The sequence below is a fragment of the Pseudoduganella guangdongensis genome (assembly GCF_009857475.1).
Classification (GTDB): Bacteria; Pseudomonadota; Gammaproteobacteria; order Burkholderiales; family Burkholderiaceae_D; genus Rugamonas; species Rugamonas guangdongensis.
The window spans coordinates 284,663-299,945 of the sequence record NZ_WWCJ01000005.1; the positions used below are offsets into that span (position 1 = coordinate 284,663).

15 protein-coding genes are annotated in these 15,283 nt (G+C 63.6%); 11 read left to right on the top strand and 4 right to left on the bottom strand.

What is annotated here, in order from left to right; translation table 11 throughout:
- Window positions 1-4: 4 nt before the first annotated feature.
- From GTP41_RS09150 to GTP41_RS09160, 3 genes are all read left to right on the top strand, one after another.
- Complete coding sequence (locus tag GTP41_RS09150; RefSeq protein ID WP_161025256.1) at window positions 5-685, top strand: YceH family protein; 681 nt, start codon at window positions 5-7, stop codon at window positions 683-685.
- Window positions 686-789: 104 nt separating this feature from the next.
- Window positions 790-2,676, top strand: coding sequence for a methyl-accepting chemotaxis protein (locus tag GTP41_RS09155; RefSeq protein ID WP_161025257.1), 1,887 nt, complete (start codon window positions 790-792; stop codon window positions 2,674-2,676).
- A 14-nt stretch (window positions 2,677-2,690) separates the two neighbouring features.
- The gene (locus tag GTP41_RS09160; RefSeq protein ID WP_161025258.1) at window positions 2,691-3,500 is read left to right on the top strand and encodes an outer envelope protein; all 810 of its coding nucleotides are present in this window, start codon (window positions 2,691-2,693) and stop codon (window positions 3,498-3,500) included.
- Window positions 3,501-3,719: 219 nt separating this feature from the next.
- Here GTP41_RS09160 and GTP41_RS09165 read toward each other — a convergent pair whose 3' ends face one another.
- The 4 genes from GTP41_RS09165 to GTP41_RS09180 all read right to left on the bottom strand — a co-directional run bounded on the left by GTP41_RS09165 (window position 3,720) and on the right by GTP41_RS09180 (window position 6,734).
- Window positions 3,720-4,685 (bottom strand): hypothetical protein, encoded by a 966-nt coding sequence (locus GTP41_RS09165; protein WP_161025259.1) that lies wholly within the window; start codon window positions 4,683-4,685, stop codon window positions 3,720-3,722.
- Window positions 4,682-5,539, bottom strand: coding sequence for an ABC transporter ATP-binding protein (locus tag GTP41_RS09170; protein WP_161025260.1), 858 nt, complete (start codon window positions 5,537-5,539; stop codon window positions 4,682-4,684). The genes GTP41_RS09165 and GTP41_RS09170 overlap by 4 nt, the downstream gene beginning before the upstream one ends.
- Window positions 5,536-5,904 (bottom strand): GntR family transcriptional regulator, encoded by a 369-nt coding sequence (locus GTP41_RS09175; RefSeq protein ID WP_161025261.1) that lies wholly within the window; start codon window positions 5,902-5,904, stop codon window positions 5,536-5,538. Before GTP41_RS09175 ends, GTP41_RS09170 begins: the two co-directional genes overlap by 4 nt.
- 95 nt (window positions 5,905-5,999) lie before the next feature.
- Window positions 6,000-6,734 (bottom strand): DUF72 domain-containing protein, encoded by a 735-nt coding sequence (locus GTP41_RS09180; RefSeq protein ID WP_161025262.1) that lies wholly within the window; start codon window positions 6,732-6,734, stop codon window positions 6,000-6,002.
- Window positions 6,735-6,781: 47 nt separating this feature from the next.
- Here GTP41_RS09180 and GTP41_RS09185 point away from each other — a divergent pair, with 47 nt between their 5' ends.
- The 8 genes from GTP41_RS09185 to GTP41_RS09220 all read left to right on the top strand — a co-directional run bounded on the left by GTP41_RS09185 (window position 6,782) and on the right by GTP41_RS09220 (window position 15,278).
- Window positions 6,782-7,372 (top strand): DUF1439 domain-containing protein, encoded by a 591-nt coding sequence (locus GTP41_RS09185; RefSeq protein ID WP_161025263.1) that lies wholly within the window; start codon window positions 6,782-6,784, stop codon window positions 7,370-7,372.
- A 30-nt stretch (window positions 7,373-7,402) separates the two neighbouring features.
- A complete protein-coding gene (locus GTP41_RS09190; RefSeq protein ID WP_161025264.1) occupies window positions 7,403-8,158 on the top strand; it encodes a hypothetical protein in 756 nt (251 codons plus the stop codon).
- Between the two features lie 19 nt (window positions 8,159-8,177).
- Window positions 8,178-8,561, top strand: a complete 384-nt coding sequence (locus GTP41_RS09195) for a hypothetical protein (protein WP_161025265.1) — start codon at window positions 8,178-8,180, stop codon at window positions 8,559-8,561.
- Window positions 8,558-9,535, top strand: a complete 978-nt coding sequence (locus GTP41_RS27795) for a DinB family protein (protein WP_161025266.1) — start codon at window positions 8,558-8,560, stop codon at window positions 9,533-9,535. Before GTP41_RS09195 ends, GTP41_RS27795 begins: the two co-directional genes overlap by 4 nt.
- A 69-nt stretch (window positions 9,536-9,604) precedes the next feature.
- A complete protein-coding gene (locus tag GTP41_RS09205) occupies window positions 9,605-12,094 on the top strand; it encodes an adenosylcobalamin-dependent ribonucleoside-diphosphate reductase (protein WP_161025267.1) in 2,490 nt (829 codons plus the stop codon).
- A gap of 177 nt (window positions 12,095-12,271) precedes the next feature.
- Window positions 12,272-12,517, top strand: coding sequence for a hypothetical protein (locus GTP41_RS09210; RefSeq protein WP_161025268.1), 246 nt, complete (start codon window positions 12,272-12,274; stop codon window positions 12,515-12,517).
- A 91-nt stretch (window positions 12,518-12,608) separates the two neighbouring features.
- Window positions 12,609-14,879 (top strand): nitric-oxide reductase large subunit, encoded by a 2,271-nt coding sequence (locus GTP41_RS09215; RefSeq protein ID WP_161025269.1) that lies wholly within the window; start codon window positions 12,609-12,611, stop codon window positions 14,877-14,879.
- Window positions 14,880-14,882: 3 nt separating this feature from the next.
- Window positions 14,883-15,278, top strand: a complete 396-nt coding sequence (locus tag GTP41_RS09220; protein ID WP_161025270.1) for an RrF2 family transcriptional regulator — start codon at window positions 14,883-14,885, stop codon at window positions 15,276-15,278.
- Window positions 15,279-15,283: the final 5 nt, after the last annotated feature.

Below are 15,283 nucleotides of genomic sequence, written 5' to 3' on the forward strand. Positions count from 1 at the left end.
AAAAATGGACGACATTCTGGACCCGTTTGAAATCCGCGTACTCGCGGTACTGGCCGAAAAAGAAGGCCTGACGCCGGATAACTATCCGCTGTCCCTCAACGCCCTGACCAACGGCTGCAACCAGCTCTCCAGCCGCGAGCCCGTGATGCAGATCAGCGAAGACACCGTGGCCGACGTGCTGGCCCGCCTGGGCGAGCGCAAGCTGGTTTCCACCGTCAGCCAATCCGGCGCGCGCGTGGTCAAGTACGAGCACCGCATGCGCATGAAGTGGACGCTGGAACAGGACAAGCTGGCCGTGCTCACCATCCTCATGCTGCGCGGCCCGCAGACCGCAGGCGAGATCCGCACCCGCACCGGCCGCATGCACGAATTCAAATCCGTGGCCGACGTGGAAGCAGCGCTGCAGTTCCTGATCGACAAATACCCGCCGCTGGTGGCCAAGCTGCCGTTGGCGCCAGGCTCGCGCGAACCGCGTTACGGCCACCTGTTGGGCGGTGAAGATGCCCTGGCACGGGACGCCACCGCAGGCGCTTTCGGCGGCGCCGCTGGCGGTGCGGGCGAGGGCGCTGGCAGCGGTTCGCGCGCCGACCGTGTCGCAGCCCTGGAGCAGGAAGTCGCCTCGCTGCGCGAAGAAGTGGCCGCACTGGCCGCCCAAGTCGCCGAACTGCGCGCTGTAATCGAGTAGCAGTAGCTGTTGTGAGAATCCGCCATATTCAACTGGATTGATTGTGGCGGCCCCGAGGGGTTGTTATGCTTGACCCATAACAACTAACGCCTTGGGGAGTATGAATGGAACTGCTGCGCCGCTTGTCCATCCGGCACAAACTTCTTCTCAGCATGGGCCTGTGCCTGCTGCTGTTCATCGTCATCTCATCCACCCTCAGCATCATGAAGACCAGCCAGGCCGCGCGCGAACGCGTGCTGCGGCAGGAGCTTCCCGCGCAGGTGGCCGCCATCCGCAACGACGTGCTGCGCCAGATCGCCACCCCGCTGGCGGTATCGCAATCGCTGGCCAACAACACCTTTATCGGCGCATGGGAAGACGCCGGCGTGCCGGATGAAGGCGTGGCAGCATGGACCGCCCAGGCCAAAGAACTCAAGACCAAGAATAATGCCGCCACCGTGTTCTGGGTTTCCCGCGCCACCGGCAAGTACTTCACCGACAAAGGCTACGACCGCACCCTGAACGAAAAGGCCGCCAGCGACCAGTGGTTCTATGGCTTCCTGTCCGGCAGCGCGCAATACCAGCTCGACATCGACAAAGACGTCAGCGCCGACTCCTATATGTTGTTCATCAACACCCGCGTGCAAACCGCAGGTGGCAAGCTGGCCGCCGCCGGCCTTGGCCTGTCAGTGAACGCACTGGCCGAAGCAGTGCGCAACTACAAGCTCGGACAGTCCGGCTACGTCTACCTGGTGCGCGCCAACGGCATGGTCCTGATCCACCGCGACCCCAAACTGGTGGATGGCAAACACGCCCTGGCCGAGCTGCCCGGCATGTCGCCCGCGCTGGCCAAACGCCTGCTTGGCAGCGAAGCCTTCGTCGCCGACAGCTTCAAGGACGGCGAAGGCGAGCAACTGGTGGCATCCTCCTTCATCCCCGAGCTCAACGCCTACCTGGTGGCGCAAGTACCAGAAGCCGAAGTCCTGGCCGGCATCGCGCGCGGCGCCGCCATGACATCGCTGATTGCCGCCATCCTCGGCGGCGGCATCGGCATGCTCGCCATCTTCGTCATTGCCCGCGCCATCGCAGCCCCGGTCGCGCAAGCCGCCGAACTGCTGGAAGACATCGCGCGCGGCGGCGGCGACCTGACGCGCCGCATGCCGGTGCAATCGCAAGACGAAATCGGCGCCCTGGCCGGCGCCTTCAACAGCTTCGTCGAATCGCTCAACGGCACCATCCTGCGCGTGCGCGACAGCAGCCGCGCCATTGGCGCCGCCACCGACGACATCGCCAGCGGCAATATGGACTTGTCCGCCCGCACCGAGGCGCAAGCGTCCAACCTGGAGGAAACCGCAGCCGCCATGGAGCAGCTCACCTCCACCGTGCATAACAACACCGCCAACGCCGACCAGGCCAATAAGCTGGTCGCCAGTACCGCCGATTCCGCGCGGCGCGGCGGCCAGGTGGTGGAGCAGGTGGTAGAGAAGATGCAGCTGATCACCGCCAGCTCCAGCAAGATCGCCGACATCATCGGCGTGATCGACGGCATCGCCTTCCAGACCAACATCCTCGCGCTGAACGCCGCCGTCGAAGCAGCGCGCGCCGGCGAACAAGGGCGCGGCTTCGCCGTCGTCGCCAGCGAAGTACGCAACCTGGCCCAACGCAGCGCCGCCGCAGCGAAAGAGATCAAAGAGCTGATCACCGAATCGGTGCAGCAAGTCGCCGACGGCGGCAAGCTCGCCGATTCCGCCGGCGCCGCCATGCAGGACATCGTCAAATCGGTGCAGAACGTCGCCGGCCTGATGAGCGAAATCGCCAGCGCAAGCCAGGAGCAAAGCCTCGGCATCGACCAGGTCAACCAAGCCGTCACGCAAATGGACAACACCACGCAGCAGAACGCCGCGCTGGTCGAACAAGCCGCCGCCGCCGCCCAGTCCCTGAGCGAACAGGCTGCACGTCTGGAAGAAGTGGTCGGCCTGTTCAAGCTCGACGCCACGCTCAAAATTCGCTAAAGGGGAGGCCGCATATGAAGCACTTCACCACGACCGTCACCGCAGCCTTGCTGACCCTCGGCACCGCGCAACCAGCCCAGGCGCTGGACTGGATGGACAACACCGTCGGCTACCGCTTCGGCACCCGCTTCGCCGAGCCGTACAACCCGCAGGACATCCGCAAGCACATCGTCAACCTGACGCACGCCAGCGGCCACGCCTACGGCAGCAACTACATGAATCTCGACATCCTGAAGTCCGACCGCAAGGACGACAGTGCGACCGAGGCCTACCTGCTATACCGCCACACCTGGGATATCGGCAAGCTGAGTGGCAAAGAGTTCAAAGGCGCAGGCATGCGCGGCCTGGGCCTGACCGCAGGCTTCGACTGGAACCACAAGAACGACAAAGGCTACGCCTCGCGCAAGCAGATGCTGGTGGCCGGCCCGACCTTGATGGTGGACGTCCCCGGCTTCCTGAATATCAGCCTGCTCGCGCTATGGGAAAGCAACAACCCGATCGGCGTGCCCAAGCGCTACCGCTACGACACGCACGCCATGCTGAACGCCGCCTGGGGCATCCCGCTGGGCAGCGGCTGGTCGTTTGAAGGCTATGTGAACTACATCGGCAGCAAAGGCCGCAACGAATTCGGCGGCCCCACCGCCCCCGAGACCAACCTCGACATGCAGTTGATGTACGACCTGAGCACCGCCGCCGGCTTAAAGCCCGGCAAGCTAAAGGCCGGCATCGAATACCAATACTGGCGCAACAAATTCGGCAACCCCTCGAACGTGCCCGGCAGCCTCGCCCAAACCCCCATGATCCGCGCCGAGTACCACTTCTGACAAAAAAACCGGTGCCAGGTCTGTCATTCGGACAGCTAGCGCTAGCATTTGATCTTTCTCAATACGCGAGAGTCGACGATTTCGCGTATTGAGAAATATCAAAGATTGGTCTCGAGTGTCCGAATGACAGACCTGGCACCGGTTTGGCGCCGGTTTGGGTGCGGTTTTGAGAAAAACAAAGCCCGCTGATGGGCGGGCTTTGTCGTTTGCGGCCTGAGCTTAGTTCTCTTCGCGCCAGCGGCGCAGATAGATGGCGGCGGCGATCATTGCGACGCCGGCGGCAACGCCGATCCACAACGTCGGGCTGGCCAGGGAGGCGTAGGCTTCGTTGTAGAAGGCGGCTACTTGGCTCGCTGGCGGCACGTCGCCGCGGTCGGCTTGCGCCATTGCCTGGCGGGCACCTTGGTCGAAGATCATCCAGTTGCCCGGCAGGACGCTGCCCAGCAGGCGCAGCACCACTTGCGTGAAGTACCATTCGATGTTGAGACCCAGCTTGAAGCCGGCGTTGGCCCAGGCCAGCAGGGCGCCGCTCATCAGTGGTGCGCCGACCGCCCACAGGAACACTTTGCTGCGTGCCCAGCTCGATACCATCAGCAGCCAGCCCACCGTCGGCAATGCCCACAGCAGGTAGATCGGGATCAGCGACAGCATGCGGAATGGGCTGAGCCAGAACGAGGTGGCGGAGATCAGGTCGCTGAAAATGTTCAAGCCATGGAAGGTGAGGGCGATTGAGCCCATCAGCATGATGGCGAACGAGGCGATGAAGCCGATCACGGCGACGATCAGCGGTGCTGCCACCAGCGCCATGACAACCTTGGACAGCACGGTCTCGGTATCCGACACCGGCAGCGATTTCCAGAACAGGATGCTGCGGTCGCGGCGGTCGTCATGCAGGGCGCCCAGGCAGTAGAAGAAGATCAGGAACGCCATCAGGATGTACAGCGGCGTTGCCACCATCGGGAAGGCGGCGCCAAACGCGTTGGCCAGGTCGTGCCGTTCGATGGTGGTCATCTCGTGGAAGCGCGCAATCTTTTCGCCGTCGATCTGCAGGTTCATGTTCATGCCAAAGGCGACCATCACGCCGGAGAACAGCACCATCAGGCTGCCCACAATGGCGGGGGCCCAGAACAGCATGCCCTTGTTTTCCCAGTATTCGCGCTGGATCAGCCATTTCATCGTATTCATTCGTATTGTCCTTTCATGCTGGCGACGAACAGGTCGGCCACGCTTGGGGTGCGGGTTTCGCCGAACGTTTCGAGCTGTTTGCGCGAGACGCCGTCGAACAGCATCACGGCCTTGCCGAACACGGTGCGCTGGTGCAGGGGCTGCAGGGCGCTGGCGGCGGTCATGTATTCAGGCTGCACCATCACTTCTGTGTAGCGGTCGCCGATTTCGTCCATCGAGGCGGCCAGGGTGATCTTGCCGTCGCGGATGAACATCAGGTCGGTCAGGATGTTCTCGACTTCCTCGATCTGGTGCGTGGTGATGAGGATGGTCTTGTTTTCGTCGAAGTAGTCTTCCAGCAGTTGGTGGTAGAACTGCTTGCGGTACAGGATGTCCAGGCCGAGGGTCGGTTCGTCCAGCACCAGCAGCTTGGCGTCGATCGCCATGACCAGCGCCAGGTGCAGTTGCACGATCATGCCCTTGGACATGGCCTTGACCTTCATGTTCGGCTCAAGCTTGGTGTTGGCGATGTACTTTTCGGCACGCTCGCGGTTGAAGCGCGGGTGCACCCCTTCGCAGAAGGCGATGGCGTCTTTCACCTTCAGCCAGCGCGGCAAGATGGCGACGTCGGCGATGAAGCAGACGTCCTTCATCAGTTCATCGCGTTGCTGGCGCGGGTCGAGGCCGAGCACATTCAGCTCGCCGTCGAAGCGCGACAGGCCGAGGATGGCTTTCAGGGTGGTGGTCTTGCCCGAACCGTTGGGGCCGATCAGGCCCACGATGCGGCCCGCCTGGATCTCAAAGCTGGCATCGTCCAGCGCTTTAGTGCTGCCGAAACTTTTGCTCAGGTGTTTGGCGGTGATGATGGCTGTCATGCCGGGGCTCCTTGTGGCGGCACATTCGTGGCGCGCAGCAGTTGTTCAATGTCCAGGCCCAGGCGGCGGATGCGCTCTACCATTGCGGGCCATTCTTCGCGTACAAAACGCTCGCGTTCAGAGGACAGCAGTTTATCAACAGCGCCTTCGGTAACGTACATTCCTAATCCCCTTCTTTTTTCAACCAAGGTTTCGTCGACCAGCTCCTGGTAGGCGCGGGACACGGTAATCGGATTCAATTGATAGTCGGCCGCGACCTGGCGCACCGAGGGCAGTGCATCGCCGGGCTTGAGCAGGCCGTCGAGCATCATGCCGACAACCCGCTCTTTCAGCTGCAGGTAGATCGGACGGTTTTCATTCCACATACATCATTTCCTCCAGTGTTGGTGATTTAATGGACTGGTGTTGTAGTGAACTATAACACTGATTTGCAGCGCTGCAAGTGGTTTTTTTGCAACTGTCAGGTGGCTTGCAGCAGGGTGCGCAGTTGCAGGGCCTGGCTGGCCTGGGTGCCGGACATGGTGTTGTCGAAGATGACCAGAGCTTGGCCGGGCTGTTCCCCCAGCCAGGCGGCCACCCGTGCCAGGCGTTCGGGCTCGTAGGGGGAGCGGTAGATGTGCGGGCTGCCGTGCAGGCGCACATAGCTGGCGCCGGCGGCGGTGGCGAGGTAGGGGCCGGCGACGCCGGCCGGGGGATCGGCGACCACGCGGATCACGTCCAGTTGCCGCAGCAGGGCGGTCGCTTCGTCGGTGAACCAGCTGCCGTGGCGTGCTTCGCACGCCAGTTGCGGCCCACCGGCCAGGCGCTCTTGCAGGCCGCTGAACAGGGCGGCGGCGGCGGCGGCATCGAAGCGCAGGCTGGGCGGGGTCTGCACCAGCACCCAGCCTAGTTTCAGGCCGAGCGTGCCTGCCTCGGCGGTGAACTGGTCGAGCTCTGCACCGGCGTTGTGCAGGCGCTTTTCATGCGTGATGCTGCGCGGGAGTTTGACGGCGAAACGGAAGCCGGCCGGTACGCTGTCGGCCCAGCGGGCGTAGGTTTCCGGGCGGTGAGGGCGGTAGAATGAAGAATTGATTTCGACGGCGTTGAATACGGCGGCGTAGCGCGCCAGGTTGCTGCCTTCCGCAGCGGGCGGGAAGAGCACCCTGTCCGGGCCGGGCAGCGACCAGCCTGCGATACCAATGGTTACACTCGCCATGCCTGATCCTCGCTATAGTCGCAGGCACTATGACACAGGAGCCTAAGATGAACCAACACAGACGCCGTGCCGTGCGCGCGGCTGCCGCCATGGCGCTGCTGGCGGGGGGCGGTGCGATGGCGCTGCTGTCCGGCTGCGCTACGTTTGCCGGGCCGCGCGATTATGAGGTGCCGCTGTCCAAACTGCAGCGCAATATCGACCAGCGTTTCCCGCTCGAGCAGCGGGCTTTGGGCCTCTTTGAGTTGCGCTTGCAGCAACCGCGCTTGTCCACGCTGCCGAACGACCGTATCGCCTTGAGCGCGATGCTGACGGTCGGTTCGCCGCTGATGCGGCGGCGGTTTTCCGGCAGCCTGTCGCTGTCGGGGCGCTTGAGTATCGACCTTGAGCGCAACGCCGTGATGCTGGCGGATGCGCGGCTGGATAATTTCACTTTGGATGGCTTGGATGAGCGCACCCAGACGCAGGTGGGCAGCGCGGCGCGCTTGCTGGCAGATACGCTGACGCGCGATACCGCAATCTACAGCTGGCGGCCGGAAGAGCTGCGCTATGCCGGGGTGCAGTATGTGCCGACGGCGATCCGCACGTCGGCGGATGGCCTCAGTATTCACCTGGAACCGGTGCGCGACGCTCGACTATAATCAAAATACTAATAATTCTGGGGAACGGAAATGCCGTTTGTAGGTTTGGGTTTGCACATTCTGGTGGCGATTTTCTTTGCAGTGCACGCGGTGCGGCGCGGACGGGAGCTGTATTGGCTGCTGATCCTGTTCTCTTTCCCGTTGTTGGGTAGCCTGGTGTACTTCTTTGCTATCTACCTGCCGAGTTCCCGCATGCAGCATGGTGCGCGCAAGGCGGTTGTTGCCGCAGGCCGTATGCTGGACCCGGGACGCGAGTTGCGCGAGGCGCGCGAGGCGTTCAGCTTTACGCCAACGGCGCAGAACCAGATGCGCCTGGCCGCAGCCATGCTGGAGGCGGGCGAGGCGGCGGAGGCGGCGTCCACGTATGAGGCGTGCCTGCAGGGGGCTTTCGGTTCGGACCTGGACATCCGCCTGGGTGCGGCGCGTGCCAGCCTGGCCTCCGGCGCTTTTGGCAAGGCGCTTGAACACCTGGAGTTTGCGCGCCGCGCCGATGCCAACTTCCGTGCGGAGCAGTGCGGCCTGTTGATGGCGCAGGCACTGGCCGGTGCGGGCCGGCGTGACGAGGCGCGTGCCGAGTTTGAAAACACGGTGAACCGCTTTGGCAGCTTTGAGGCGCGTGCGGAGTTTGCGATCTGGGCCGCCAATGCGGGCGAGATCCAGTTGGCACAGCGCTTGCGCAATGAGCTGCAGCATTCGATGGACCGCTGGAACAGGCATACCGCCAGCATGAACGGCGCCATGGTGCGGCGCCTCAACACAGCGTTCGCGCAGATACCGCACGAGTGAAGATGGAAGGAGCATCAGCATGCATAGCCCGATCCTGATGTTCCAATCCACGCAATTCGACATTGTCCAGGACGAGGACAAGCTGACCAATCCCGGCATCTTTGGCCGCAGCCTGGCCGATTGGGTGGCGAAAGAGTTGCCCGCGCACGGCTACCAGGCGCTGGGTGAGGTGATTCCCGAGGATTTTGCCTGGTGCGTGCCGGTGGCGGCGGCGGACTGCGAGCTGTATGTCGCTTGCGCCAACGCCGAGGAGGGCTGGCAGATCTATGTCTTTGCCGATTGCGGCTTGATGGCGCGGCTGATCGGGCGCGATCCGCGCGCGGAGACGGTCGCGGGTCTTTATTCCGCCGTGCGCGCGATTCTTGAAAGCGCGCCCGGCATCCAGGATTTGCATACCGAATGAATTTTCCTGTTTCTGTTAAAGGCGTGTTCTGCGCGCCCGATGGCCGCGTTGTCCTCCTGCTCAATGAGCGCGGGGAGTGGGAGCTGCCCGGCGGTCGGATCGAGGCGGGCGAAAGCGCGGCGGCATGCCTGGCGCGCGAGGTGGCGGAGGAGTTGGGCCTGCTAGTGCGCGTGGGGGCGCCGCTCGATAGCTATCTGTTCGAGGTGGTGCCGGGTAAATGCGTCTTCATCGTCACCTATGCCTGCCGTTTGGAGGGCGACTTCAAGCCTGCCTTGAGCGAAGAGCATCGGGCGGTCGGCCTGTTCGCGCCGGACGCGTTGCCGGAGCGGCTGCCGCAAGGCTACCGGGCTTCGATTGCCGCTGCGCTGCGGATGGATGAGCGGCGCCTGGCGCGGCATCTGCTGGCCGAGGCGTATAACAATGGCTGGGCCAACCACCGCTTGCTGCGCGCTTGCGCCCAGTTGTCGCAGGCCGACTTTGGGGCGCCGCGCACGGGGTTTTTCCCGTCGATCAAGGCGACCCTGAACCATATCCTTACGGTGGACTGGTTTTACATCGATGCGCTGGAGCGCGAGGCGCGCGGCGCGCCGCCCCATCCCGACTATTACAGCGAGTTCTTCGCGCAGCCGGAGCCATTCGGCCATTGCGCGGATTTGTGGGCGGCGCAGCAGGCTAGCGACCGCCGCCTGATCGCCTATTGCAGGGCCTTGCGCGACGACGGCCTGGGCCGGGTGGTGACCATCGACCGGGGCGATGGCGAGATCCAGCGCGATAGCCGCCAGCGCCTGCTGGCCCATTTGCTCCAGCACCAGATCCACCATCGGGGCCAGGTGCATGCCATGCTGTCTTCCACGCCGGTGGCGCCGCCGCAGCTGGACGAGTTCTTTTCCTCGGGCGAGGCGGACCTGCGGGCGCGGGACTTTGCGGAGCTGGGGTGGTCGGAAGACGATATCTGGATGCCAAACTTGACGTAAGTTAAGGATTTTGTCCGGCCATTCGGGGATAGTCAGACTCGGTTTAACCTGAGCAGGACTATCACTAAAATGAATGCAAACGACAAAATGTTCGGCAACCCGATGCCGCCCCAGGAAATCTCGCTGGACGTGCTGCGCGAAAAATACGCGAAGGGTGAAGAGCAGGACATCATCGATGTGCGGCGCCGCGTAGCGCAGGCGCTGGCGGCGCTGGAGGCGCCGGAGCTGCGCGCCGACCTGGAGGAGCAGTTCCTGTGGGCGCAGGAGCACGGCTTCGTGCCGGCGGGCCGCATCAATTCGGCGGTGGGCCTGGGCCTGAAGGCGACCTTGATGAACTGCTTCGTGCAGCCGGTGGGCGATTCGGTGACCGGCGAGGCGGACGGCCTGCCGGGCATCTACACCGCCGTGGCGGAGGCGGCGGAAACCATGCGCCGGGGCGGCGGCGTGGGCTACGATTTCAGCGCCATCCGTCCGGCCGGGGCCAAGGTCAAGGGCACGCAGTCGCGCGCGTCCGGGCCGGTCTCGTACATGGAAGTATTTGATGCCTCCTGCAAGACGGTGGAGTCGGCCGGCGCCCGCCGCGGCGCGCAGATGGGCGTGCTGCGCATCGACCATCCCGATATCGAACGTTTTATCGCCGCCAAGGACGAAGGCGGCTTCCGTAACTTCAACCTGTCGATCGGCGTGACCGACGGCTTCATGCAGGCCCTGGCGGCCGATGGCCAGTTCGAGCTGGTGCACAAGGTGGAGCCGGGCGATGAGGACCTGGCGGCGGGCGCCAGCCAGCGCGACGACGGGCTGTGGGTGTATCGCCGCGTGCCGGCGCGCGAGCTGTGGGACAAGGTCATGGCTTCCACCTACGACCACGCCGAACCGGGCGTGCTGTTCGTGGACCGTATCAATGCCGAGAACAACCTGTATTACTGCGAGACCCTGCGCGCCACCAACCCTTGCGGCGAACAGCCCTTGCCCGGCTATGGCTGCTGCGACCTGGGTTCGCTGAACCTGACGCGCTTTGTGCGCCATCCTTTCAGCGAAAAGGCGGAATTCGATTACGAGGCGATGTGCCGCGTGGCGGGCATCGCGGTGCGCATGCTGGACCTGGCGCTGGACGCGACCCAGTGGCCATTGCCGCAGCAGGCGGAGGAGGGGGCCAACAAGCGCCGTATCGGCCTCGGTTTCCTGGGCCTGGGCAGCGCGCTGGTGATGCTGGGGCTGCGCTACGATTCGGCCAACGGCCGGGCCATGGCGTCCAGCATCGCGGAGGCTTTGCGCGATGCGGCCTATACGGCCTCGGTGGGGCTGGCGCGGGAGAAGGGCGCTTTCCCGCTGTTCGACAAGGATAAGTACATGCAGGGGGCGTTCGTGCGTCGCTTGCCGAAGGCGTTGCGCGAGGCGATCGCCAAGCATGGCATCCGCAATTCCCACCTGCTGTCGATTGCGCCGACCGGCACCATTACCCTGGCCTTTGCGGACAATGCGTCGAACGGTATTGAGCCGGCGTTCTCGTGGGTTTACCAGCGCCGCAAGCGCATGCCGGACGGCTCGTCGCGTTCGTACGAGGTGGCGGACCATGCGTGGCGCCTGTACCGCCATATGGGCTTTGAAATGGAGCAGTTGCCGCCGCAGTTCGTGACGGCGCTGGATATGGCGGCGCTGGACCATGTGAGCATGATGGAGGCGGTGCAGCCGTTCGTCGATACGGCGATTTCGAAGACGGTGAACGTGCCGGAGGCTTATCCTTTCGAGGATTTCAAGGACCTGTACACGGAGGCGTGGCAGGCTGGCTTGAAGGGGCTGGCGACCTTCCGTCCGAATTCGGTGACGGGCAGTGTCTTGAGCGTGGCGCCGGACCCGGCTGCTGCCGCGGTGTCGGCGGCGGTGGCGGCGCCGCTGGTGCGCGATGATGATCCGCTGCGCAAGCGTTTCGACGGGCGCCCGCTGGGCGAGCTGGAGTCGGTCACCTCCAAGGTTGAATACTGGACCCAGGAGGGTAAGAAGGCGGCCTACCTGACGGTGAGCTTCATCACCGTCGATGGCATGCAGGACGGCCTGCCGGTGCGCATTGAGCGGCCGTTCGAGTTCTTCATGCCGGCCAACCAGCGCAGCGACGGGCAGCAGTGGATCACGTCTTCCATGCGCTTGCTGTCGATGGCGGCGCGCGCCGGCAGTTCGATCGCCAAGGCGCTGGCCGATATGCGCGAGGTAGTGTGGGAGAAGGGGCCGGTGCGCTGCGGCCTGCTGACGCGTGAGGACGGGGTGCAGGTGCCGGTCTATCACGATTCGGAGGTGGCGGCCATTGCCTTCACCTTGCAGCGCATGCTGATACGGCGCGGTTTCCTGGATGCTTACGGCAACCAGGTGCCGGTGCCGCAGCTGGCGGCGCAATTCGCCATGCGCGGGGAGGCGGGCCATGTGGCGCCGGAGGCGATGACGGCGGCGGGTGCTGCGCCCGCGCAGTCGGCGGGCAAGTGCCCGGAGTGCGGCGCGCGCGCGCTGCATAAGGTGGATGGCTGCACGCGCTGCGTGGAGTGCCACTATATGGGCGGCTGCGGCTGAAACCCGGTAAAGCGGGGTCTGTTGGCCCTTGAGCCCGCCCCCCGGCTTTGAGACCGTTGGGTGTCTGACACTTGTGTCAGACACCGCCTTACCGGGTTTTGCTTAAGCTGCGTCAAGGACGCGAACGCCGCCCCTGCCTAAACTTCCTCCCACAACTACCCCGAGGAGGAATTAAAAATGCATCACTCTTTCCAATTGGCTTCCATCCTGGACGCCGCCAACGTGACCCGTGTGCTTGAACTGCTGCGCACCGTGCCTGGCATCCGTGGCGTGCACGCCCCTGCCGGCGGCGCCCATGTCGAAATCGCCTTTGACGATTCCCTGACCAGCGTCCATCACCTGGGCAAGGTATTGGAAGAAAACGGCTACACGCCAGTGACCCAACGTAGCCAGACCTGCTGCGGCGGTTGCGGCGGCCATTAATTAACACTTGATCTGGATCATGTGAGCTGCCCGGGTGGCGGCTGTATTCTGGCTAAAAACATACATTTGAAACACCACAAAAGGAGCTATCATGCACGCCACTAAGAAGTTATGGACGTGGCTCGCCATTATCTGCCTTGCATCGTTTACGGTGCTAGGCTGGGTGGGCCGCGAAATCTATTTGAAAGCGCCTCCGATTGCGCAAGTCGTCGACGAGAACGGCGCCGTGCTGTACACGCCGGCCGAGGTGCAGTACGGCCAAAGCGCGTGGCTGTCGGCCGGCGGCCAGCAGCTGGGCACCGTCTGGGGCCACGGCTCCTACCTGGCGCCTGACTGGTCGGCCGACTGGCTGCACCGCGAAGCCGTCGCCCTGCAAGACCTGTTCGCGCGTAAAAACTTCAACAAGGACTACGCCCAGCTGGAAGCCGGCGGCAAAGCCCACGTTGACGCCCTGGTGAAAGCCGAGCTGCGCACCAACACCTACAATGCCGACACCAATGAAGTGAAGTTGTCCGCTACCCGCGCTGAAGCAGTGCGGATCGTGGCTGCCCACTACAACGGCCTGTTCGGCGATGAAGCCCAGTATGCAAAACTGCGCGAGCAGTATGCAATGACCCCGAACGCGCTGCCTGAAGCCAAGGACCGCGCGGCGCTGACCGGCTTCTTCTTCTGGTCCTCGTGGGCCGCCGCTGCCGACCGTCCGGGCGAAACTGGCCTGAGCTACACCAGCAACTGGCCGCACGAACCGCTGATCGACAATACGCCGAGCGCCGGCGCTGGCATCTGGTCGATCGCTTCGATCATCCTGATGATCGGCGCCATCGCCGGCATGCTGTTCTACCATGGCATGCACAAGGAAGAAGCTGACCCTGTGCCGCCGAAGAACGACCCGCTGTTCAGCCTGAAAGCCACGCCTTCCATGAAGGCCACCAAGAAGTACTTCCTGGTGGTGGTCGGCCTGATCCTGGCCCAGGTCGGCATGGGCATCATCACCGCCCACTATGCGGTGGAAGGCACCAGCTTCTTCGGCTTCCCATTGGCTGAAATCCTGCCGTTCACCGTCAGCCGCACCATCCACACCCAGTTCGCCGTGCTGTGGATCGCGACCGCCTGGCTGGCGACCGGCCTGTACATCGCTCCTGCCATCTCCGGCGTGGAACCCAAGTTCCAGAAGCTGGGCACCGATGTGCTGTTCTACGCGCTGCTGTTCATCGTGGTCGGCTCCACCGCCACCGGCTGGCTGGGCGTGCTGGGTCACAAAGGCACCGACTTCGCTTTCTGGCTGGGTAACCAGGGCCTGGAATTCACCTCGATGGGCCGTATCTGGCAAATCCTGCTGTTCGTTGGCTTGCTGTTCTGGGCCTTCCTGCTCGGTCGCGGCCTGTGGCCAGCGCTGAAAACCCCTTCGGAAAGCCGCGGCATCATCGCCATGGTGTTCCTGGCTGCGCTGTGCATCGGCGGCTTCTATGCGACGTCGCTGACCTGGGGTAAGAGCACCCACTACTCGATGGTCGAGTACTGGCGCTGGTGGCTGGTCCACCTGTGGGTGGAAGGCTTCTTCGAAGTGTTCGCTACCGCTGTCATCGCGCTGCTGTTCACCCGCCTGGGCTTGATCCGCGCCGCATCGGCGAATAGCGCCATCATCCTGGAAACCATCGTGTTCCTGTTCGGCGGCATCCTGGGTACCCTGCACCACCTGTACTTCACCGGCACCCCGACTTCGGTGATCGCCATCGGCGCCATGTTCTCCGCGCTGGAAGTGGTTCCGCTGTCGCTGATCGGCATCGAAGCCTACCGCAACTACAAGCGTTCGCAGTCGGCTCCATGGCTGGGCGCTTACAAGTGGGCTATCCTGTGCTTCATCGCGGTCGGCTTCTGGAATACCGTCGGTGCTGGCCTGCTGGGCTTCTCGATCAACACCCCGATCGCGCTGTACTACATGCAAGGCCTGAACATGACTGCCGCCCACGGCCACGCTGCACTGTTTGGCGTGTACGGCATGCTCGGTATCGGCCTGATGCTGTTCTGCCTGCGCGGCCTGGTGGATCGTTTCGCCTGGTCCGATAAGCTGCTGGCCGGTATGTTCTGGAGCATGAATATCGGCCTGGCCATGATGGTCTTCATGTCCCTGGTCCCAGCCGGTATCTACCAGGCCGTGGCCTCGATCACCAAGGGCATGTGGTACGCCCGTTCGCCGGAAGTGGTGCACTCCACCTTCATGGAAACCGCGGTCTGGCTGCGCGTTCCGGGCGATATCGTGTTCGCGATTGGCTGCGCCTTCCTGGCCCTGTTCGCCCTGCGCCTGATCGGCAAGGCGAAGAAGGAAGAAACCGTCGCCGAAGGCGTAGTGCTGGAGAACTGATCCATGCGCCTGACCGGTCACACAGACTATGCGCTGCGCCTGCTCATGTACCTGGGCCGGCATCAGGGCAGGCTGGTGACCGTGCAGGAGGTCGCCCAGGCACACGCGATCTCCGAGCATCACCTGCGCAAGGTAGCGCACCGACTCGGCCAGGCCGGGTTGGTCGCCACCTGGCGTGGACGGGCCGGTGGCCTGCGCCTGGCGCAGCCACCGGCTTCGATTTCGGTGGGCGCCGTGGTGCGCCTGGCCGAAGCCGATTTCACCATCGTTGAATGTTTTAATGCCACACGCAATACCTGCCAGTTGAGCGGCGCCTGCCGCCTGCAGGAAGGTTTGCAAAAGGCGACCGAGGCTTACCTTGGTCATCTCGACCGCCAGACCCTGGCGGACCTAATCTGAAGGAA

Coding starts and splice junctions, on each gene's coding strand:
- GTP41_RS09195 (WP_161025265.1), top strand. CDS start 8,178: ATGCATAGCCCGATCCTGATGTTCCAATCCACGCAATTCGACATTGTC.
- GTP41_RS09190 (WP_161025264.1), top strand. CDS start 7,403: ATGCCGTTTGTAGGTTTGGGTTTGCACATTCTGGTGGCGATTTTCTTT.
- GTP41_RS09170 (WP_161025260.1), bottom strand. CDS start 5,539: ATGACAGCCATCATCACCGCCAAACACCTGAGCAAAAGTTTCGGCAGC.
- GTP41_RS09210 (WP_161025268.1), top strand. CDS start 12,272: ATGCATCACTCTTTCCAATTGGCTTCCATCCTGGACGCCGCCAACGTG.
- GTP41_RS09185 (WP_161025263.1), top strand. CDS start 6,782: ATGAACCAACACAGACGCCGTGCCGTGCGCGCGGCTGCCGCCATGGCG.
- GTP41_RS09175 (WP_161025261.1), bottom strand. CDS start 5,904: ATGTGGAATGAAAACCGTCCGATCTACCTGCAGCTGAAAGAGCGGGTT.
- GTP41_RS09150 (WP_161025256.1), top strand. CDS start 5: ATGGACGACATTCTGGACCCGTTTGAAATCCGCGTACTCGCGGTACTG.
- GTP41_RS09215 (WP_161025269.1), top strand. CDS start 12,609: ATGCACGCCACTAAGAAGTTATGGACGTGGCTCGCCATTATCTGCCTT.
- GTP41_RS09205 (WP_161025267.1), top strand. CDS start 9,605: ATGAATGCAAACGACAAAATGTTCGGCAACCCGATGCCGCCCCAGGAA.
- GTP41_RS09165 (WP_161025259.1), bottom strand. CDS start 4,685: ATGAATACGATGAAATGGCTGATCCAGCGCGAATACTGGGAAAACAAG.
- GTP41_RS09180 (WP_161025262.1), bottom strand. CDS start 6,734: ATGGCGAGTGTAACCATTGGTATCGCAGGCTGGTCGCTGCCCGGCCCG.
- GTP41_RS27795 (WP_161025266.1), top strand. CDS start 8,558: ATGAATTTTCCTGTTTCTGTTAAAGGCGTGTTCTGCGCGCCCGATGGC.
- GTP41_RS09155 (WP_161025257.1), top strand. CDS start 790: ATGGAACTGCTGCGCCGCTTGTCCATCCGGCACAAACTTCTTCTCAGC.
- GTP41_RS09220 (WP_161025270.1), top strand. CDS start 14,883: ATGCGCCTGACCGGTCACACAGACTATGCGCTGCGCCTGCTCATGTAC.
- GTP41_RS09160 (WP_161025258.1), top strand. CDS start 2,691: ATGAAGCACTTCACCACGACCGTCACCGCAGCCTTGCTGACCCTCGGC.